The 15,091-nt window shown below is 67.1% G+C and carries 12 protein-coding genes and 1 tRNA gene; 10 read left to right on the top strand and 3 right to left on the bottom strand.

Translation table 11 applies throughout. The features are described from left to right. Nucleotide 1: 1 nt before the first annotated feature. Together HMPREF2550_RS11030 and nrfD are read left to right on the top strand one after the other, a co-directional pair. Nucleotides 2-1,012, top strand: coding sequence for a 4Fe-4S dicluster domain-containing protein (locus tag HMPREF2550_RS11030; RefSeq protein WP_038589632.1), 1,011 nt, complete (start codon nucleotides 2-4; stop codon nucleotides 1,010-1,012). Next, nucleotides 1,013-2,101: an NrfD/PsrC family molybdoenzyme membrane anchor subunit gene (gene nrfD, locus HMPREF2550_RS11025; RefSeq protein ID WP_070791081.1), complete on the top strand. Its 1,089-nt coding sequence runs from the start codon at nucleotides 1,013-1,015 to the stop codon at nucleotides 2,099-2,101. It abuts the gene before it with no gap. Here the strand turns inward: nrfD and selD are convergent. Continuing rightward, entirely contained in the window at nucleotides 2,098-3,090 is a 993-nt protein-coding gene (gene selD, locus HMPREF2550_RS11020) for a selenide, water dikinase SelD (protein WP_070763166.1), read from the bottom strand. The two genes, nrfD and selD, sit on opposite strands and share 4 nt — an antisense overlap. A 24-nt stretch (nucleotides 3,091-3,114) precedes the next feature. On the opposite strand from selD, the gene HMPREF2550_RS11015 reads away from it, so the two are divergent. The 4 genes from HMPREF2550_RS11015 (at nucleotide 3,115) to HMPREF2550_RS11000 (ending at nucleotide 7,436) form a co-directional block, all read left to right on the top strand. Next, nucleotides 3,115-3,209 (top strand) — tRNA-Sec (locus HMPREF2550_RS11015). Nucleotides 3,210-3,234: 25 nt separating this feature from the next. Then, on the top strand, nucleotides 3,235-4,509 hold the full coding sequence (selA, locus tag HMPREF2550_RS11010) for an L-seryl-tRNA(Sec) selenium transferase (RefSeq protein WP_210400228.1): 1,275 nt from the start codon (nucleotides 3,235-3,237) through the stop codon (nucleotides 4,507-4,509). Then, the gene (selB, locus tag HMPREF2550_RS11005) at nucleotides 4,509-6,263 is read left to right on the top strand and encodes a selenocysteine-specific translation elongation factor (protein ID WP_070791079.1); all 1,755 of its coding nucleotides are present in this window, start codon (nucleotides 4,509-4,511) and stop codon (nucleotides 6,261-6,263) included. The genes selA and selB overlap by 1 nt, the downstream gene beginning before the upstream one ends. 108 nt (nucleotides 6,264-6,371) lie before the next feature. Next, nucleotides 6,372-7,436, top strand: a complete 1,065-nt coding sequence (locus tag HMPREF2550_RS11000; protein WP_070791077.1) for an HNH endonuclease signature motif containing protein — start codon at nucleotides 6,372-6,374, stop codon at nucleotides 7,434-7,436. Here the strand turns inward: HMPREF2550_RS11000 and HMPREF2550_RS10995 are convergent, their stop codons facing one another. Both HMPREF2550_RS10995 and HMPREF2550_RS10990 read right to left on the bottom strand, forming a co-directional pair. Then, nucleotides 7,437-8,504: a hypothetical protein gene (locus HMPREF2550_RS10995; protein ID WP_070791075.1), complete on the bottom strand. Its 1,068-nt coding sequence runs from the start codon at nucleotides 8,502-8,504 to the stop codon at nucleotides 7,437-7,439. It abuts the gene before it with no gap. A gap of 67 nt (nucleotides 8,505-8,571) precedes the next feature. Next, a complete protein-coding gene (locus tag HMPREF2550_RS10990) occupies nucleotides 8,572-9,489 on the bottom strand; it encodes a DUF808 domain-containing protein (protein WP_070791073.1) in 918 nt (305 codons plus the stop codon). A gap of 280 nt (nucleotides 9,490-9,769) precedes the next feature. Here HMPREF2550_RS10990 and HMPREF2550_RS10985 point away from each other — a divergent pair, with 280 nt between their 5' ends. From HMPREF2550_RS10985 to HMPREF2550_RS10970, 4 genes are all read left to right on the top strand, one after another. Next, on the top strand, nucleotides 9,770-11,374 hold the full coding sequence (locus tag HMPREF2550_RS10985; protein WP_070791071.1) for a peptide ABC transporter substrate-binding protein: 1,605 nt from the start codon (nucleotides 9,770-9,772) through the stop codon (nucleotides 11,372-11,374). Nucleotides 11,375-11,479: 105 nt separating this feature from the next. After that, complete coding sequence (locus HMPREF2550_RS10980) at nucleotides 11,480-12,406, top strand: ABC transporter permease (RefSeq protein ID WP_038589656.1); 927 nt, start codon at nucleotides 11,480-11,482, stop codon at nucleotides 12,404-12,406. Next, nucleotides 12,399-13,379, top strand: coding sequence for an ABC transporter permease (locus HMPREF2550_RS10975; protein WP_038589659.1), 981 nt, complete (start codon nucleotides 12,399-12,401; stop codon nucleotides 13,377-13,379). Before HMPREF2550_RS10980 ends, HMPREF2550_RS10975 begins: the two co-directional genes overlap by 8 nt. After that, nucleotides 13,376-15,079 carry an ABC transporter ATP-binding protein gene (locus tag HMPREF2550_RS10970; RefSeq protein ID WP_070791070.1) on the top strand — a complete coding sequence of 568 codons (1,704 nt, stop codon included), beginning with the start codon at nucleotides 13,376-13,378 and terminating at the stop codon, nucleotides 15,077-15,079. Before HMPREF2550_RS10975 ends, HMPREF2550_RS10970 begins: the two co-directional genes overlap by 4 nt. Nucleotides 15,080-15,091 lie beyond the last annotated feature (12 nt).

Below are 15,091 nucleotides of genomic sequence, written 5' to 3'. Positions count from 1 at the left end.
GTTGCAGACAACAAACCGGATTACTGAATCGCCCGCCAACGTGGGCTATGACAGGGACAACCGCAAGGCGTTTTTCACCGATACTTCCATCTGTATCGGCTGCAAAGCCTGCGAGGTGGCCTGCAAAGAGTGGAACCGCAACCCGCAGGACGGTGAGTACGCCCTGTCCGGCATGTCCTACGACAACACCGGTGCGCTGGGCGCGGACACCTGGCGCCACGTTGCGTTTATCGAGCAGAGCGAGGAGCAGATCGCGCAGGCGCGCGAGGAGGGCAAAAAGCTCGTCTCCCTCGGTATGCCGAACATGCCGGGGGCGGAGGCGGAGGCACCTGAAGAATCGCAGACCAAGCTGCCGGACACCCCGGATTTCCGCTGGCTGATGTCCTCGGACGTGTGCAAGCACTGCACCAATGCCGGCTGCCTCGATGTGTGCCCGACCGGTGCGCTGTTCCGTACCGAGCACGGCACCGTCGTGGTGCAGGATGATGTGTGCAACGGCTGCGGGACGTGCGTAGCAGGCTGCCCCTTCGGCGTGATCGAGCGCCGCTCCGACGGCGGGGTGCAAAAGCGCAACGAGCGCTTTAAGCAGGGCGAAGATTTCACCGTCGGCGAGGTCGCGCCGATCAAGAACGTCGGCGTGGCGCAGAAGTGCACCATGTGCTTTGACCGGCAGCAAGTCGGGGAGGGCCCGGCGTGTGCGAAGACATGCCCGACCAACTCGATCCAGTACGGCACCTACACGGAGATGCTGGCGAGGGCGAAGGCGCGCGTCGCCGAGCTCCACGCGCAGGGCCTGACCGAGGCACGCCTCTACGGCGCGAACAGCGAGGACGGCGTCGGCGGCACCGGCTCGATCTTCCTGCTTCTCGACGCCCCCGAGGTCTACGGCCTCCCGCCAGACCCCGAGGTGCCCACCGCGAACCTGCCCGAGATGGCCAAGCGCGCCGTCGTCGCAGCAGCGGGCCTGGTTGGCGCCGCGGCAGCAGCATTCGTGATTGGAGGCGGAAAGTAAATGGCAGACTTCGACGCATTCCGACCGCCGGAAGCACCCCGCGGCCCGCGCCGCAAGGACAGGAAGGGACCGCGCGGTAAGAAGCAGCGCCGCGGCGAGGAGCTGATGGTGCCGCGCGCGGAGTTCGCGCAGTACGACTCCTACTACGGCCGCCCGATCGTGAAATTCCCGCCCTGGGAATGGCCGATTGGCGTGTATTTCTTCCTCGGCGGCGTCGCAGGCGGTTCCTCGCTGCTCGCCGTCGGCGCGGGCGCGACCGGCAACCGCGAGCTGCAGCGCAACACCCGGCTCACGGCAGCCGTTGCCGCGGCTGTCGGCTCCGGCTGCCTCGTGTTGGACCTGGGTCGGCCGGAGCGCCTTTTGAACATGTTCCGCGTGTTCAAGCTCTCCTCGCCGATGTCTGTTGGGTCCTGGATCCTCGGATCCTTCTCCAGCGCGGCGGTGGCTGCCGCAGCTGCGGAGGTAGACACCTTAACCGGTGAGCGCATCCCGCTGCCGGCACCCGCGCGCAAGGCACTGCACGCGCTGGCCACCCCGATGGGCGTGTTCTCCGGGCTTATGGGCGCGCCGCTGGCCGTTTACACCGCGGTGCTGCTCGGCAATACCTCGGTGCCGATGTGGCAAGGCGCGCATAAGCAGCTGCCCAACCTGTTCGTCTCCTCTGCTGCGTGCGCGTCCGCGGGCGTGGCGCTGGTGACCACCTCGACCGCGAACAACGGCCCGGCCCGGGTGTTGGCGGCGGCGGGCGCGGTGGCGGACGTCGTGGCGTCGAAAAGCGTGGAGCGCGCGCTCGACGATCCGCTGCCGGAAACGATGCAGGAGGGCAAGGCTGGCCGCATGCTCAAGGCAGCCGAGGCGCTCGTCGTCGCCGGTGGTATCGGCGCTGTTTTGGGCGGGAAGAACCGCGTCATCGCGGGGCTAAGCGGTGCGGCGATGGCCACCGCCTCCTGCCTGACGCGCTTCGGCATTATCGCCGCTGGCAAGCGCTCCACCGAGGACCCGAAGTACGTGGTCGAGCCGCAGCGCAACCGCCTGCGCGTCCGCCAGGAGGCCGGCCAGGTCGGCGACTCGATCACGACCGCGCGCTAGCGCACGCGGACTCGCCCGGTGCCCTCGGTGGTCTCGCCGATGACGGGGTAGCCGGGCACCTCGCCGATGACCAGCAGGCCGCCGGAAGTCTGCGCGTCGGCGAGCAGCAGGAGGTCGTCGTCTCCCACACCGTCCGCGTCGACGTGCGGGCGCACCCAGTCGAGGTTGCGCTGCGAGCCGCCGGGGATGAAGCCTTTGTCGAGGGTGTCGCGCGCGCCGTCGATAAGCGGGACCTTCGTGTGGTCGATAACCGCGTCGATGCCGGAGGCGCGCGCCATCTTGTACAGGTGGCCGAGCAACCCGAAGCCCGTGACGTCGGTCGCCGCGCGCACGCCCGCCTCGACGGCGGCCCGCGATGCATCGCGGTTCAGCGTGGTCATCACCTCAACTGCCTGCTCGAACCACTCGCCGGTGGCCTTGTGACGGTTGTTCAAAAGGCCGGAGCCGATCGGCTTGGTCAGCGTGATTGGCAGGCCGGGGGCGGCGGCGTCGTTGCGCATGAGGCGGGCCGGGTCAATCGTGCCGGTCGCCGCCATGCCGTAGATCGGTTCGGGCGCGGAAATGGAGTGGCCGCCGGTCACCGAGATGCCGGCCGCGCTCGCGCCGTCGAGTCCGCCGTGGAGCACCTCGCGGATGAGTTCCTGCGGCAGCACATCGCGTGGCCATCCGAGCAGGTTGATGGCGGTAATCGGGGTGCCGCCCATGGCGTAGACGTCGGAAAGCGCGTTGACGGCGGCGATCTTGCCCCACGTGTACGCGTCGTCCACCACCGGGGTGAAGAAGTCGGCGGTGGAAATCACGGCGAGGTCCTCGCGCACGCGGATGGCGGAGGCATCATCGCCGTCGTCCAGGCCGACGATCACGTTCGGGTCGCTCACGCCAACCAGGCCTTTGACGGCGTCCTCGAGCTCGCCGGGTGGGATCTTGCAGGCGCAGCCCCCGCCGGCAGCAAACTGGGTGAGACGGATTTCTGGGTTCGTAGTGCTCATGGGGCCTATGGTAGCGTTTTGCGCGGAGGCGTACGCGTCCTGGTGGGCGCCCCAGTCTTCAAAACTGGTGAGGCCGAGTAGCTCGGTCTGGCAGGTTCGATTCCTGTCCGTCTCCGCCACGCGCTTATAAGGGAGGACACGAGTTTGAGCGATCCGCGCCGCAACATCCCAGGTACCGATACTTTGCTTGCGCTCGCCCCGCACGCGCTGAAGGCTTGTGCGCACGAGGTGCAGGCTGCTTGTCGACGCGGCGAGCTCCACCCCGACGATGCCCCCGAGCACTTCCTGAACCTGATCGACGCCGGCGCGACCACACTCACGCCCGTGCTCAATGCCACCGGCGTGGTGGTGCACACCAACGTCGGTCGCGCGGCACTCGGCCCGCTGGCGGTCGACGCGCTGGTTTCCGCCGCGGGCTACGTGGACGTGGAGATGGACTTAGCAAACGGGGTGCGCTCCCGCGATCGGGGAGCGGGCGCGCGCAAGGCGTTGTTGGCGGCCTGCCCCGCGGCCGAGGACGCGCTGGTGGTGAACAACGGCGCGAGCGCGTTGCTGCTGGCCACGGCTGCGCTTGCCGAGCACGGTTCGGTCGCGATCTCGCGCGGCGAACTCATCGAGATCGGCGCCGGGTTCCGCCTGCCCGAGCTCATCGAGTCCGCCCACGTGAAGCTGGTGGAGGTCGGCGCGACCAACCGCACGCACCCGCACGATTACGAGCGCGCCGCCGCTGATGATTCGCTGCGCGCGATCTTGAAAGTGCACCCCTCGAACTACCGAGTCCACGGCTTTACCGCCGAGGCTTCTGTGGCGCAGCTGCGCCAGATCGCGGATGCCAACGGCCTGTCGCTCATCGTGGATACCGGCTCCGGCCTGCTGCACCCGGACCCCGCGCTGCCGGACGAGCCGGACGCGGCAACGGCGCTCGCCCACGGCGCCGACATCGTCCTGTTCTCCGGCGACAAGCTGCTCGGCGGGCCGCAGGCGGGCGTGATCATGGGGCGGGCCGAGGCGGTTGCGAAGTTGCGGCGGCATCCGCTGGCGAGGGCGGTGCGCGTCGATAAGCTGCGCCTGGCCGCGCTCGAGGCGACGGTGCGGGCGGCGGAAACACCGACCTCGGCCGCGCTGCATGCGGACCCCGACACGCTGCGGGCGCGCACACAAGCGCTGGCCGAGCGTGTGGGCGCGCCCGTGGTTGCGCACGACGGGCGCGTCGGCGGCGGGGGAGCGCCCGGCGTGCCGCTGCCTGGGTACGCGGTCGCGCTCGATCCTGTACTTGCTGCCCCCTTGCGCAGGCGACGGCCGGCGGTGCTCGGGCGCGTCCACGACGGCCAACTGCTGCTGGACCTGCGGTGTGTGCCCCCGCACCGCGACGAGGAGATCGCACAGGCCGTACTCGAGTGCGCGGAGGGGGAGCGCTAATGCCGTACGTCATCGCCACTGCGGGCCACGTTGACCACGGAAAATCCACCCTGGTCAAGGCACTCACTGGGATGGAGCCTGACCGCTGGGAGGAGGAGCAGCAGCGCGGCCTGACCATCGACTTGGGCTTCGTGTGGGCGAAGTTGGATACGTTGGACGTCGCGTTTGTCGACGTGCCGGGGCACGAGCGCTTCATCGCCAACATGCTCGCCGGCGTCGGCCCAGCGCCCGCCGTGCTCTTCGTGGTCGCGGCCGACGAGGGCTGGATGGCCCAGTCACGCGACCACGCGGCGGCGATCAACGCCTTCGGCATCTCCAACGTGGTCATCGCGATGACCCGCGCGGACCGCGCCGACGCGCAGCGCAGGGATGAAGTGCGCGCCGAAATCGCCCGCGAGGTCGCGGGCACCACGCTCGCAGGCGCGCCGATCGTCGAGGTTTCCGCGCACACCGGCGAGGGCGTCGATTCACTCGTCGCCGCCTGCGCGGAGATGCTGCGCGCGGCACCTTTACCTGATCCCGCCGCGCGCGTGCGTTTTTGGGTCGACCGCGCTTTCAGCGTCAAGGGCGCGGGCACGGTGGTCACCGGCACGCTGACCGCGGGCACTATCCGCCCCGGCGACACGCTGCGACTCGGCTCACGCGACGTGAAAGTCCGCGGCATCCAATCCGAGGACGCACCCGTCGACGCCGCCCGTCCCGCCATGCGCGCCGCACTCAACCTGCGCGACATCAGCGCCGAAGAGGTGCGCCGCGGCGACGCGCTGTGCACCCCCGAGGCGTGGGAGCACACTTCGCTTCTCGACGCCCACGTCACCACCGGCACACCCGCCACCGCACTCCCACACGAAGTCCACGCCCACCTCGGCACCGCCCAGGTCACGGCGAAGATCCGCCCCTTCGGTGAGGACTACCTGCGCCTTATTTTGGAGCGCCCGCTACCGGTCACGCTCGGCGATACGCTCGCCCTGCGCGCCCCCGGTGCCCAGCACATCCTCGCCGGTGTGCGCGCCGTGGACGTCGACCCGCCCGAACTGCCGCGCCGCGGCGACGGACGCCGCCGCGCTGCAGAATTGCCGACACTTCCCAACCCCTCCCACGAGATCGCCCGCCGCGTCGCGGTCACGCCTGCGCACCTGGCCCGCCTCGGCTTTCTGGTGCCAGGGGAGCCGCCGCAGGGCACCATCGAGTTCGCCGGCTACTGGATCCGCGCCACCCAAGTCATGGAGTGGAAGCGCGCACTTTTGGACGCGGTCGCGCAGCACACGCGCCGCGATCCGCTCTCGGCGGGGCTCACCGCGGGCGCGGCCGTGGACAAGCTCGGCCTGCCGGATCCGAAGCTGCTGCCGCTTGTCGCCGCCGCAGCGAAGCTCACGCTTGCCGACGGCCTGCTCACCACCAGTGCCGCCATCGCCCCCGGCATCGCATCGCTCGAAGCGCACCTGCGACGCGCGCCCTTCCAGGCACCTGAGGCAGCTGACCTCGAGCGTTGGCAGCTCGGCGCGAAGGAGCTCGCCGCTGCCGAGCGCGCCGGCCGCATTATCCGGCTCGGCGCGAACCGGGACATCGTGCTGCTTGCCGATGCCCCCACGCACGCCACCAATCTCCTGCGCCTCCTCGACGCGCCGTTTACCGCCTCCCAGGCGCGCAAGGCGTGGGATACGACCCGCCGCGTGGCTATTCCGCTGCTCGAGTATCTTGATGCGGCAGGGGTGACCCGCCGCGTTGACGGCACCGCGCGTGTTTTGCGATAACCCTTATTAGACGCACGAATTGGGCTGTCGGTTCCCTGTTGGGGCGAAAGTGGAATACTTCTCACATTTGCTTGTTTGCGCAGGTTGCGGGCGTTTATGGTGGGTGGCATGAATCTCGTAGACGCACTCATCGCCCAGGACCGCGCCGGCATCGCCATCGTTGCCGACGCGGCTTCGGCGAGCGCCTCCGAGCTTGTCGCCCGCGGGATGGATCGCGACCGTGCCGAACAGCTCGCCGTTGCTGCCGAGGTGTTCTACGGGTCGGTGCGCAATACAAAGGCGCAGGCGGCGTGTGTTGCCGCGGCGCGGGAAAACGAACACCGGCTGGACACGCTGGCCTATATCGCGCGCTCCTCGCGTTCGCTGGACTCCGACAAGGACCGGTGGCACTACCGCCAGAAGCTGTGCGAAACCGAAGGCGATCTGCGCACCGTGGTCAAGCGCGCCAAAGCCTTGAAGAAGGAGCTGAAACCACCCGCGCCGCGTGCGCCCAAGACGTCGGTGACCTTCCACAACACAGGCTGGTCCACCGTCCACATCACCGGGCGCACCACCGACATCCTGCCGGTGTACCGCGCAGCGAAAGACGACCCGCAGGCGTGGCTCAAGGACACACGAACGGGTGGCGACGCGTCGATTACCACCGTGCTGAACATGGACATCGGCGACTTCGTCCAGTGGCGCATGCGCGACGACGGCGAGGTCGAGGTCCAGCTGACCAACGGCGAGTGGCTCACCGGTGCAGAGTTAGTCAACCGGAAGCTGCAAGCAGCCGGCTACATCGCCCTGATTTCCGCCACGGACGGGCCGGTCAACCTGTACCCGGTGAAACTCGAGCGCCATGCCACCCGCGAGCTGCGCGCCCTGATGAGCGCGGACGGCGCCACCTGCGCGTGGGCTGGGTGCAACCAGCCGGCGGACTTCTCCGAAGCACACCACATCCAGGAATGGGCCAAAGGCGGGGCGACCGAGGTCGAGAATATGTGCTGGTTGTGCACCTACCATAACCGACAAAACGGCAGACCGGACCGGGGCAGGATGCAGCGGGTTGGCGGGCAGATCATGTGGCAAAGCCCGAAAGGCTACCTCACACCTCGCGGGGTTAAACACACCGACCCGGCACGAAGACACGCCCGGGCCGCGAACATCCCAGCAACCGGACCGCCGAAGTAATTACGCGCGGTGGCGTCCGTGGGCCTTACGCCCGGACGCTTCTTTGGCGCGCTTTGCGCGGCGCAGGCGAACCTTCTCCGTTTCGGTGAGGTAGTCGCCTGCGCCCTTGACATCTTTGGCAGGAAGGGCGGTAAGTGGCGCTTCTGTGGGTTCGGCTGTGTCCGCCGCATCATCATCGACGACACCGAACATTTCCGTCGGCGCGGCGAGCTCTTCTGGCCGCGGGCCGCCCGCGAGCGAGACGTAGCGCGCCGTGTGCAGCGGTCGCAGCACGTCCTCGTCGTCGACCACGTAATCGTGCTCGACGGTTACTGCCCAGCTGCCGTCGGGGAAATCCACCAGCGACCACGGCTGCCGCGGCCGCTCATCCGGCACGCTCAGCGCCGGGACAAGTACGATGCCCTCCTCGGGATGGCCGACATCCAGCCCAGCCATGCCTTCCAACAACACTGCGCGGGCATACACCTCGGGCGCGCCCATGGACAGCGCTTCGTCGACGGCGGCGGTGATGTCCGCGGCGTCGGTGCCGTTGAAGGAGCCGAGGACGCGGCCGTCGTAAAGCGCGACAACAGTGTCATCGATGCGGTGCAGCGCCACGAGCCACTGGCCGGGGGAGAGCAGCGCGAGCTCCTCGGCGGAGAACTCCCCCGCGGAGGTGTCGATGACGAGCATGTCGCCTGGCGGCAGCACCCAGGCACCTGCCGGGGTGTCGTTGCGCGGGACGGCGAGCAGGGGCGGGGGCAGGATGACGGCGACGTCGAACTGGCCGGTCTCCGCGTTGAAACTTAAGGAAGCGGTCGTGCCGGGGCGCAAAAGCGAGCGGTGGACGCGTTCGACGTCGGGGAAGCGGGCGCGGTCGGCGGCGGGTACGGAGCCGATGACGGCACCGTTGTAGCGCACGCGCCACGTGCCGCTCAAGGGGTTCGCTTCCAGATCGACGTCGATGAAGCGTGTCGCGCGCTGCGGGGAGAAGTCTGTGAACAGGGCCGCCTGCACCACGTGCGTGAGCCGGATTTCCTCGCCCGCGCCCCAGATGGCGGGCGAAAGCGGGTAGCGCTGGAGTCCCACGGCGAATCTGGCCTCCTTGTCTCGTCCAGTGTCCTGTGCCAGTCTAGGCGCACCCCGCAGCAGGACCCTAGGAGCGCTGGGTGAGCGCCTTGACGCCGCGCACGACGGCGAGGATGAGCAGGCCGACGGCCAGCCCGAAGAGCAGCGAGATACCAGTTTCGACGAACCATCCGGCCGCGCCACCGCCGACGAGTTCGGTGCCGCGCACGACGAGTTCGTGGGGGAAGTGCCAGCCGATGACTTCGTCGAAGCCGCGGACGATCAGGTGGCCGCCGACCCACAGCATGGCGATGGTGCCGATGATGCCGATGGCGTTGAGCACGTACGGCATGCCGTTGACGAGGCCGCGGCCGACGGCAGGGGCGCGGCCACGGTCGATCATGCCGCGGCCGATGTCGTCGATTTTCACCAGGACCGCGACGGCGCCGTAGACCACAAGCGTGATCAAGATGCCGACGGCGATGAGCACGGCGGCCTCCATCCACACCGGCTGGTCGGCGACTTCGTCGAGGGCGATGATCATGATTTCGGCGCTGAGGATGAGGTCGGTGGTAATTGCCGATTTCACCAGCGAGTCTTCATCCTCGGGGCTCTTGTTCGCGGCGCGTTCGGCCTCTTCGTCGGCATTGCTGGTGAGCTTGTGCACGATCTTCTCGGCGCCCTCGAAGCCGAGGTAGGAGCCGCCGAGCATGAGCAGCGGCACGAGCGCCCAGGGCGCGAACGCGTTGAGCAGCAGCGCGATCGGCAGGATGATGAGCAGCTTGTTGCGCAGCGAGCCCTTGGTGATTTTCCAGATCATGGGCAGCTCGCGCGCGGGCGTGACACCGGAGACGTATTGCGGGGTCACCGCCGCGTCGTCGATGACCACGCCCGCGGCCTTGGCGGAGGTTTTCGCGGTCAGGGTCGCCACGTCGTCGGTTGAGGCGGCGGCGGTGCGGGCGATGAGTGCGACGTCGTCAAGCAGTGCGAGGAGGCCACCGGCCATGTTGATTCCTTTCCTTTGGGGGCAGTGCAAGCTTAGCGACGCCACGCTGCCCCAGCCGACAGCCCCGCGCCTTTTTCGCGGCGTGAGCTGTGTCTCAGCGAAGTGGCTGTCAGTTCGCTGTGTGCTTGGTTAAGGAAAATTATCCGCGAGGTAAAGAAAAACTTTCCAAACGATTCCCTTTCGGCTGACAAGTGTGATGGAATGGGAGACAACCGCCCCTTGTGTGGCTTCTCACAAGCGGGTGTGGTGGATTTGGAAGAGCGACAACTAAGGAGGCGCTGTGTTGAACAAGAAGACCACAGCGATTTTGGCAGCAGGAACCCTTGCCTTTGGGCTCGTTGCGTGCGGCGACTCGTCTGACTCCGGCGCGGACGCAGCATCCGGGTCCGATAGCGCGGAGATCGGCAACGTCATCCTGGCGAACGGCTCGGAGCCGCAGAACCCGCTGATCCCGGGCAACACCAACGAGACGGGCGGCGGCCGCATCGTCGACGAGATCTTTGCTGGCCTGGTGTACTACGACGCTGACGGCGAGGTCCACAATGACCTGGCCGAGTCCATCGAGCTGGAGGGCGACAAGACCTACCGCGTCAAGCTCAAGGACGCGAAGTGGTCCGACGGCTCGGCGGTGACCGCCGAGGACTTCGTCAAGGCGTGGAACTACACCGTGGCCAACTCCCTGCTGTCCTCCTACTTCTTCGAGCCGATCCTCGGCTACGAAGAGGGCGTGGAAGAGATGGAGGGCCTGAAGGTGGAGGACGATAAGACCTTCACCATCGAGCTCGCGCAGCCGGAGGCCGACTTCCCGACGCGCCTGGGCTACTCCGCATACTTCCCGATGCACCCGTCCGCGTACGACGACATCGACGCCTACGGCGAGGCACCGATCTCCAACGGCCCGTACAAGCTGGTCGAGTGGAACCACAACCAGGACGCAACCGTCGTGCCCAACGAGGAGTACGCGGGCGAGCGCGAGCCGCAGAACGACGGTGTGACCTGGGTCTTCTACGCGCAGCAGGATGCCGCCTACGCGGACCTGCTCGCCGGCAACCTGGACGTGCTCGACGCGATCCCGGACTCGGCATTCTCCACCTACGAGGATGAGCTGGGCGAGCGCGCGGTCAACCAACCGGCCGCGATCTTCCAGTCCTTCACCGTCGGCGAGTCCGTGCCGCACTTCTCTGGCGAGGAGGGCAAACTGCGCCGCAAGGCGATCTCCATGGCGATCAACCGCGAGGAGATCACCGACACGATCTTCGAGGGCACCCGCACCCCGGCCACCGACTTCACCTCGCCGGTCATCCCGGGCCACACCGACAGCCTGGAGGGTGCAGAGGTGCTGGAGTACAACCCGGAGGAGGCCAAGCGCCTGTGGGCCGAGGCCGAGGAGATCGCACCGTTCGAGGGCGAGTTCACCATCTCCTACAACGCCGACGGCGGGCACCAGGCCTGGGTCGACGCGGTGGCCAACTCCATCCGCAACACCCTCGGCATCGAGGCCACCGGCAACGCCTACCCGGACTTCAAGTCCCTGCGCGATGACGTGACCAACCGCACCATCGACGGCGCGTTCCGCACCGGCTGGCAGGCAGACTACCCGTCGCTGGGTAACTTCCTTGGCCCGTTGTACGGCACCGGTGCCGGCTCCAACGACGGCGACTACTCCAACGAGGAGTTCGACAAGCTGCTGTCCGAGGCGGCGAACGCTGGCGACATCGACGCCGCATCTGAGTCCTACAACCAGGCGCAGGAGATCCTGCTGGAGGACCTGCCGGCTATCCCGCTGTGGTACGCCAACGTCAACGGCGGTTCCGCGGACACAGTAGACAACGTCGTCTTCTCCTGGAAGTCGATGCCTGTCTACACGCAGATCACCAAGCAGTAACCCCTAGCTCTCGAGCTGTGCATCCCAACCCCGACCGCCGTGCGGTTCGGGGTTGTGCGCCGTAAACCGGCGTAGCTCGTCCGCTCCAAACGTGAAAGCACCATAATGCAGCGATACATCGTGCGGCGACTGCTCCAAATGATCCCCGTGTTCTTTGGCGCGACGCTGCTGCTCTACGCACTTGTTTTCCTCATGCCCGGCGACCCGGTCGCCGCACTTGGCGGTGACCGCGGACTGACCGAGGCCGCCCGCGCCCGCATCGAGGCCGAATACAACCTGGACAAGCCGTTCCTCGTCCAATACCTGCTCTACATCAAGGGCATTTTCGTTGGCGACTTCGGTACGACGTTTTCCGGCCAGCCCGTGTCGTCGGTAATGGCGAACGCCTTCCCGGTGACCATCAAGCTCGCGCTCATGGCAATTGCCTTCGAGGCGATCTTCGGCATCATCTTCGGGTTTATCGCCGGTATCCGCCGCGGCGGCATCTTCGACTCCACCATCCTGGTGGCCTCGCTGATCATTATCGCCATTCCGTCCTTCGTCATCGGCTTCGTGCTGCAGTACCTTGTCGGCGTCAAATGGGGGCTACTTCCGGTCACCGTCGGACGCAACGAAACCTTTGAGGCGCTACTCATGCCCGCGGTGGTGCTGGGCGCGCTCTCGTGCGCCTACGTCATCCGGCTGACCCGGCAGTCGGTGAGCGAGAACCTGCAGGAAGATTACGTCCGCACCGCGCGCGCGAAGGGCTTAAGCGAGGGGACTGTGCTGCGCCGCCACGTGCTGCGCAACTCCATGATCCCCGTGGTGACCTTCCTCGGTGCGGATCTCGGCGCGCTGATGGGCGGCGCGATCGTCACCGAGGGCATCTTCGGTATCAACGGCGTCGGCGGCACCATCTACCAGGCGATTTTGAAGGGCGAGCCCGCCACTGTCGTCTCCTTTACCACCGTGTTGGTCATTGTCTATATCGTGGCCAACCTGCTTGTCGATCTGCTCTACGCCGTGCTCGACCCAAGGATCCGCTATGCATAACAACGCACACACAGACACCAACGCGAACCGGGCTGTGGCCCGGCGCGGCCAGGAATACTTCGTCGCCGAGACCGATGAGACCGGCCTCGGCGCAGTCGACGCGGTTCCCGACGACCGCGCGCCCTCGAACCAGTGGACCGAAGCGTGGCACGTGCTGCGCCGCCGGCCTTTGTTCTGGGTCTCCGCGATCCTGATTCTGCTGGCGGTGGCGATCGCGCTGTTCCCTGGCCTGTTCGCCAGCGTCGACCCGCGCGAGTGCATGCTGTCGCGCTCGCTGAACCCCGCGGAGCCCGGCCACCCCTTCGGCTTTGACCGCCAGGGCTGCGATATTTACTCGCGCACGATCTACGGGGCGCGCGCCTCTGTGACCGTTGGCGTGCTTACCACGCTGATCGTGACCCTGCTGGGCACGCTCATCGGCGCGGTCGCCGGTTTCTACGGCGGTATCTGGGACACGCTGCTGTCGCGTCTGACCGACATCTTCTTCGCCGTGCCGCTCGTGCTGGCCGCGATCGTGGTCATGTCCATGATGAAGGGGCACCGCTCCATCTGGATGGTGGTCTTCGCCCTGTCGATGTTCGGCTGGACGCAGATCGCACGTATCACCCGCGGCGCGGTGATGAGCGTGAAGAACGAGGAGTTCGTCACCGCCGCCCGCGCGCTGGGCGCGAGCAACCCGCGGATTATCATCTCCCACATCCTGCCGAACGCGGCGGCCCCGATCATCGTGTACGCCACGGTGGCGCTGGGCACGTTCATCGTGGCGGAGGCGACCCTGTCCTTCCTGGGCATCGGCCTGCCTACCACGGTGGTGTCCTGGGGTGGCGATATTTCGGCGGCGCAGGCGTCGCTACGCACCCAGCCGATGGTGCTGTTCTACCCGGCAATTGCCTTGGCACTGACCGTGCTGAGCTTCATCATGATGGGCGACGCCGTGCGCGACGCCCTTGACCCGAAGGCGAGGAAGCGATGAGCACTGCACTTTCCAACGACACCCAGCCGCTGCTGGAAGTCGAGGACCTCAAAATCACCTTCTCTTCGACCACGGGCGTGGTCGAGGCGGTCCGCGACTTCAACCTGACGATCTACCCCGGCCAGTCAGTCGCGATTGTGGGCGAATCCGGCTCCGGCAAGTCCACCGCCGCGATGTCGCTGCTGGGACTGCTCCCCGGCACCGGCAAGGTGACCAACGGCGAGATCCGCCTCGAGGGCGAGGACTTGACCAAGCTGGATGCGAAGCAGTGGCGCGAGGTGCGCGGCAACCAGATCGGACTGGTGCCGCAGGACCCGATGAGTAACTTGAACCCGGTGTGGCGGATCGGCACGCAGGTCGAGGAGGCCTTGCGCGCGAATAATGTGGTGGAGGGCTCGAAGCGGCACGAGCGCGTCGTCAAGCTGCTCGAAGAGGCCGGCCTGACGGACACCGAGCGCCGCGCCCGCCAGTACCCGCACGAGTTCTCCGGCGGCATGCGCCAGCGCGCGCTGATCGCGATCGGCCTGGCCGCGCGCCCGAAGTTGCTGATCGCCGACGAGCCGACCTCCGCGCTGGATGTCACGGTGCAGAAGAAGATTCTGGACCACTTGCGCTCGCTTATCGACGAGCTCGGCACCGCCCTGCTGTTCATCACGCACGACCTCGGGCTCGCCGCAGAGCGCGCGGACCACCTCGTGGTGATGCACCGCGGGCGCATCGTGGAGCAGGGCCCGAGCCTGAAGATCCTGCGCAACCCGCAGCACCCCTACACGAAGCGCCTGGTCAAGGCGGCGCCCTCGCTGGCGTCGGCACGCATCCAGTCCGCGAAGAAGCAGGGCCTGGAGACCTCGGAGAAGCTCACCACCGGCGAGGCGGGTGAGCTCGTCGTTGAGGTGAAGAACTTGGTCAAGGAGTTCGAGGCGCGCGGCCGCAAGTCAAAGGGGCAGATGTTCCGCGCGGTTGACGACGTCTCCTTTGACATCCACCGCGGCACAACGCTTGCGCTGGTTGGCGAGTCCGGCTCCGGCAAGTCGACGGTGGCGAACATGGTGCTCAACCTGCTCGAGCCCACCAGCGGCGAGGTGCGCTTCGAGGGCAAGGACGTCAACACACTCAAGGGCGCGGAATTGCGCGAGATGCGGCGCAAAATGCAGGTGGTCTTCCAGAACCCCTACGGCTCGCTGGATCCGATGCATTCGATCTACCGCTGCATCGAGGAGCCGTTGACCCTGCACAAGGTGGGCAGCCGGAAAGAGCGCGAGGCGCGCGTGGCGGAGCTGCTCGACATGGTGCAGATGCCGCGCTCGGCAATGCGCCGCTACCCGAACGAGCTGTCCGGCGGCCAGCGCCAGCGCATTGCCATTGCGCGCTCGATGGCGCTGAACCCGGAGGTGATCGTGCTCGATGAGGCGGTCTCCGCGCTCGACGTGTTAGTGCAGAACCAGATCCTGAAACTGCTCACGGACCTGCAGGAAGAGCACCAGCTGTCTTACCTGTTCATCACCCACGACCTGGCGGTTGTGCGCCAGACTGCGGACCACATCGTGGTGATGGAGAAGGGCCGCGCGGTGGAGCAGGGCGATGCGGACAGCATCTTCGACAACCCGCAGCACGAGTACACGCAGAACCTCATCGCCTCGGTGCCAGGCCTCAACATTGAGCTTGGTACCGGCGAGGAGCTCGGCATCGACGTCGGGTAGGCTATTCGCGCC

This window comes from Corynebacterium sp. HMSC074A01 (assembly GCF_001831515.1).
In the GTDB taxonomy this organism is placed as follows: domain Bacteria; phylum Actinomycetota; class Actinomycetes; order Mycobacteriales; family Mycobacteriaceae; genus Corynebacterium.
Note: the sequence above shows the minus strand (reverse complement) of the source record. Positions and strands in the feature narration are given on the sequence as shown.

What these genes read in the sequence shown, in the direction of transcription:
- nrfD (WP_070791081.1), top strand. Translation starts at nt 1,013, where the DNA reads ATGGCAGACTTCGACGCATTCCGACCGCCGGAAGCACCCCGCGGCCCG.
- selD (WP_070763166.1), bottom strand. Translation starts at nt 3,090, where the DNA reads ATGAGCACTACGAACCCAGAAATCCGTCTCACCCAGTTTGCTGCCGGC.
- selB (WP_070791079.1), top strand. Translation starts at nt 4,509, where the DNA reads ATGCCGTACGTCATCGCCACTGCGGGCCACGTTGACCACGGAAAATCC.
- HMPREF2550_RS11000 (WP_070791077.1), top strand. Translation starts at nt 6,372, where the DNA reads ATGAATCTCGTAGACGCACTCATCGCCCAGGACCGCGCCGGCATCGCC.
- HMPREF2550_RS10990 (WP_070791073.1), bottom strand. Translation starts at nt 9,489, where the DNA reads ATGGCCGGTGGCCTCCTCGCACTGCTTGACGACGTCGCACTCATCGCC.
- HMPREF2550_RS10980 (WP_038589656.1), top strand. Translation starts at nt 11,480, where the DNA reads ATGCAGCGATACATCGTGCGGCGACTGCTCCAAATGATCCCCGTGTTC.
- HMPREF2550_RS10975 (WP_038589659.1), top strand. Translation starts at nt 12,399, where the DNA reads ATGCATAACAACGCACACACAGACACCAACGCGAACCGGGCTGTGGCC.
- HMPREF2550_RS10970 (WP_070791070.1), top strand. Translation starts at nt 13,376, where the DNA reads ATGAGCACTGCACTTTCCAACGACACCCAGCCGCTGCTGGAAGTCGAG.